A 4,079-nucleotide genomic window follows, 5' to 3' on the forward strand; every position below is an offset into this window, starting at 1 on the left:
GGAACGGAACGGAACGGAATATTATAATATAAAATGGAAGCCGTTTAAAATCAGTGATGTATGTGAAATTAATTCAGGGCAAGATATTTATGAACGTGAACGTGTTGCAGGAAATACGCCTTATATCACTGCAACAGCTAATAATAATGGTATTGGTTATTTTGTTGATAATATGAATGCAACGCTGGAAAGAGATTGTATTTCCGTTAATCGTAATGGCTCTGTTGGCTATGCGTTTTACCACCCTTATGCCGCTTTATATGGTAACGACACAAGAAAATTAAGACCTAAATATCAGAGTAAATATGTATCACTTTTTATAACAACATGTATCTTGAAGCAAAAAGAAAAATATGGTTACGGTTATAAAATGGGAACGGATAGATTGAAAAAACAAAAAATCCTATTGCCGGTTAATCCACAAGGCGAAATTCATTTTGAATGGATTGAAAATGCAATGATGGCAAAAGAGCTTAATCAAATCATACAGTTAATCCATTATTTTGATAACAAGCAGCAATAATCCGCAATTATTTAATCATGCCGTCTGAAAGCCTTTCAGACGGCCTGTTCATCTCATCTAAACCGCAGTGGATATTTTAAAATCAAGTGCGGTTTTGCAATTGATCCGCACTGCCTTTCCCCGGCACAAAGCGGTGCTACTCCGTGCGGTTGGGGCTGACCAACCGACACAGGATAAAGAATGATTAAAGGCTGCCTGAAAAATTTTCAGTCAGCCTTTGATTATAAAACATGGGATTATTGAATATATTTCATTTCACAGGCAAATAGGTTGCCAAATACTCATTGAGTTTTTGCATGTATTCGGCACGTTTTTGCGGTTCGCCCAGCAAAGTATGCCCTGATTTTTCAAAAATAAATACGTCATGCGGTACGTTGTTGGCTTGCAGGGCGTTGGTCATCGGCTTGGTGCTGAACGGCATGATGAAATCTTTTGCCCCGAATGCCATCAGCGCGGGCGGACTGCCTGCATTGACCCAACGATATGCTTCAATCGGTTTGACGATTTCTTTGTATGTGCCGTTTGTCATCATCTCGGCGGTAATCTTTTCGCCGGATAATACCGATAAAAATTCGGCCGATTTGGCAGCATCGGCACCGCCTTTGGCATTATCCGTCTCAAAGCTCATCGGGCCGACCATGCCGAAGCTGAACGCAATCGGTACAGGGGCGGTGCGTCCGTCGCGGTAGGCATAAATCGCCGCCAGCCCATGCCCGGCAGAGCCGCCGCCGATGGCCATTTTTTCGATCGGATAGCCGAGTTGGCGGGCTTTGGCGACTACTTGCGGTATGGCTGTTTTGATTTCGTCCGACATGGATTTGACCGAAGCGCTAGGGTTCGCTTTGTCTTTCAGGGTGTAGTTGATGCCTGCGGCAACATAGCCTTTTGAGGCAAACCATTGCAAAATCTTGGCATCGTCGGCCTTATCGCCTGTGGTAAAACCGCCGGCGTGCAAATACACCACCAAGCCATAATGCGCACGTGTTTTGTTTTTCGGAACATACAAATCAAATTTGTGGGCGGGCTGGTTGCCATAGGCAAAATTTGGGTGGGTTGTGCCGACGGCTTGCCAGTTTTCCACTTTCATCAAATCCGGGGCGGTCAGCGCGTCGTGCAGCATGGCCAGGCCGTTGCAGGCGGATAATAAAACCGCCGACACCGCGACGGCAGCAAGGTGAAACAATTTCATCACCAATCCTTCTTTAAGTAAACATTGCGCCAGCCAAGGATGACTGCAACGCATATAGTCGAAGAAATTAGTTTCTGCTACGGCGTTGGCTCGCCTTGCCGTACTATCTGTACTGTCTGCGGCTCGCCGCCTTGTATCAGAATCTAATTTCTCCGACTATAGATGAACGAAATGCCGTCTGAAACCGCACTTTCACCCGATAAGGTTTCAGACGGCCTTTTGATTCACCATCAATAATTACCGCAAATTCTTGCTTTGCACATTCTGCCAATTGCTGTTTCGGCTGATTTCGGCATTTTGCCCCACGAACACTTGTTTGGCTTGGGAATCGTTATTCAGCGTGTATAAAAACCATGCCGCCATATAGCCGTTTGGCACATACAGCATAGAGCCGTGGTCTTCACCTTTGCGCTGCGCCATTACTGCCGTGCCGTTAATTTTGTTGAAGTTGTTTTTAAGCGAACTCAAAGGCGCGATGCCGCCTGCGGTTTCATCAGGCTTGCCTGCATCAAAAACGCCGGTGCCGGAGGTTTCAAAATAGGGCGCCTTGATTTTGCTGATGTCGTAATCCCAGCCTAAATCCCGTGCCAAGCGGTGCTGGGTGGTGCTGGCGGTATAGACCGAGCGGATAAGGCGGCTGTTTGCCTGCGTGGTTGCAGCATTGATGGCGCCGACGCCGCCTTGCGAATGCCCGGATACGCCGATTTTAGCCGGGTTGATTTTTTGATAAAGCGGGCTGGTTTTGTTTTGATTCAGCGACAAGGCAAAATCCAGGCTGCCTGCCACGCCGCTGCCCGTCCACGATGTGCCTTCTTGCGAACCGATGACCACAAAGCCGTGGCTCGCCAAGTGTTGCAACACCGCTTCGTATGACGACACTTTCATGCCGGTGCCGTTTGCCAGCACAATCAAGGGGTAGTTGCCGCCTGTTTGCGGATAATACACGGTGAAATAATCCTGCGCTTTGTTTGCAGCCGGATATTTCTGCACCGCCACGGCATATTGCCCCATTTGGCTGTATTGCTTTTCCAACGGGGCGTTGGTTTGCACATGGGTGATTTTTTCTACTTTAACCGCAAAGGCTTGTTCGAGGGCTTGGCAGCCTGCCAAACCGAGCAAGCCCAGCACGGCGACGGCGCTTAGGGTGGTGATGGTTTTTTTCATTGGTTTCATCAGGTTATCCTAATGGCGTATTAGTATCAGTTTTTAACGCGCACATTCTGCCAGTTGGCATTGCGGTAGAGTTCGGCGTTTTGTCCTACAAAAACTTGTCTGGCTTGGGCATCATTATTCAGCGTGTACAAAAACCAAGCGGTCATGTAGCCGTTGGCGGCATACAGCATGGCGCCGTGGTCAAGCCCTTGGCGCTCGGCAACAACCGCGTTCGTACTCGGCATTTTTCGCAAATTGTCTTGCATTTTACTGATCGGTGCGGCGTTTTGTCAAACGCGCCATTGCTGGTAACGGCAAAATACGGTTTATCCACTTGCCAAGGGGCAAAATCAAACAAGTTCATCTCGCCTTCAGCGCGGGTGGTGCTGGCGGTGTAGAGCGAACGGATAAGATGGCTGTTCGGCTGTTTCATGGCCAAATTAATCGCACCGGCACCGCCTTGCGAATGCCCCGACACACCGATTTTATTGGCATGGATTTTATTAAATAACACGCTGTTTTGGTTTCGGTTTTGAGCAAGGGCGAAGTCTAAAGACTTGGCCGCGCCCGCACCGCGCCATGAACTTAACTCTTCCGAACCAATCACCACAAAACCATGGCTGGCCAGATGTTTTAACACCGGCTCATATTTGGAAACCGGCGTGCCGGAGCCGTTTGCCATCACAATCAAAGGATAATGCCCGCCCGTTTGCGGATAATAAACCGTGTAGGTTTTTAATTCCTTGTCTTGTGCGTCAAACTTGGCAGACGCCACGGCGTATCGCCCCATTTGGCTGTATTGTTTTTCGAGCGGAGCCGCGGTTTGGATTTGGGTGATTTTTTCATCGGTGATGGCAAGCGCTTGTTCGATGGCTTTGCCCAAACCTGCACAGGCTGCCAAACCGAGCAGGGTGACGGCTGTTAAGGCCGCGAAAATTTTTTTCATGGCATTTTTCCTATGGGTTAAATCCTGTCGTCAAAGGAGTTAAAAATATTGGTCCAAATATCGCTCTAACATTTGCATATATTGCCGATACTGCTTGTCGTCATTTTGCAAGCCATGCAAGGTGATGATTTTTGATGGGGTAAAAGTCATAATATATCCGGAAAATTCAGGCTGCCTGAAACCAGGCTGCCTGAAAATACAGGTTTAGCGATAGTAGCGCCGATCGTTTTTATTGATCTGGCTGCCGATAACCCCGCCCAGTGCCGCCC

Annotated in this window: 5 protein-coding genes; 1 reads left to right on the forward strand and 4 read right to left on the reverse strand. The window is 48.1% G+C overall.

All coding sequences use genetic code 11. From position 1 onward, the window contains the following. Nucleotides 1-523: restriction endonuclease subunit S (locus FHQ30_RS11070; RefSeq protein ID WP_500692262.1), on the forward strand; the 523-nt coding region annotated here is incomplete at its 5' end. A gap of 250 nt (nt 524-773) precedes the next feature. Here the strand turns inward: FHQ30_RS11070 and FHQ30_RS11075 are convergent. The 4 genes from FHQ30_RS11075 to FHQ30_RS11090 all read right to left on the reverse strand — a co-directional run bounded on the left by FHQ30_RS11075 (nt 774) and on the right by FHQ30_RS11090 (nt 3,810). After that, nucleotides 774-1,712, reverse strand: a complete 939-nt coding sequence (locus FHQ30_RS11075; RefSeq protein WP_176552616.1) for an alpha/beta hydrolase — start codon at nt 1,710-1,712, stop codon at nt 774-776. A gap of 237 nt (nt 1,713-1,949) precedes the next feature. Then, complete coding sequence (locus FHQ30_RS11080) at nt 1,950-2,885, reverse strand: poly(ethylene terephthalate) hydrolase family protein (RefSeq protein WP_139610950.1); 936 nt, start codon at nt 2,883-2,885, stop codon at nt 1,950-1,952. Nucleotides 2,886-2,911: 26 nt separating this feature from the next. Continuing rightward, complete coding sequence (locus tag FHQ30_RS11085) at nt 2,912-3,055, reverse strand: hypothetical protein (RefSeq protein WP_176552617.1); 144 nt, start codon at nt 3,053-3,055, stop codon at nt 2,912-2,914. After that, nucleotides 3,028-3,810 (reverse strand): poly(ethylene terephthalate) hydrolase family protein, encoded by a 783-nt coding sequence (locus tag FHQ30_RS11090; RefSeq protein WP_139610952.1) that lies wholly within the window; start codon nt 3,808-3,810, stop codon nt 3,028-3,030. The genes FHQ30_RS11085 and FHQ30_RS11090 overlap by 28 nt, the downstream gene beginning before the upstream one ends. Nucleotides 3,811-4,079: the final 269 nt, after the last annotated feature.

It is taken from the genome of Testudinibacter sp. 'clade 2' (genome assembly GCF_006227735.1).
Classification (GTDB): domain Bacteria; phylum Pseudomonadota; class Gammaproteobacteria; order Enterobacterales; family Pasteurellaceae; genus Chelonobacter.

Bases quoted from the DNA above. Each gene is read 5' to 3' on its own strand.
- FHQ30_RS11090 (WP_139610952.1), bottom strand. From the start codon at position 3,810: ATGAAAAAAATTTTCGCGGCCTTAACAGCCGTCACCCTGCTCGGTTTG.
- FHQ30_RS11085 (WP_176552617.1), bottom strand. From the start codon at position 3,055: ATGCTGTATGCCGCCAACGGCTACATGACCGCTTGGTTTTTGTACACG.
- FHQ30_RS11075 (WP_176552616.1), bottom strand. From the start codon at position 1,712: ATGAAATTGTTTCACCTTGCTGCCGTCGCGGTGTCGGCGGTTTTATTA.
- FHQ30_RS11080 (WP_139610950.1), bottom strand. From the start codon at position 2,885: ATGAAACCAATGAAAAAAACCATCACCACCCTAAGCGCCGTCGCCGTG.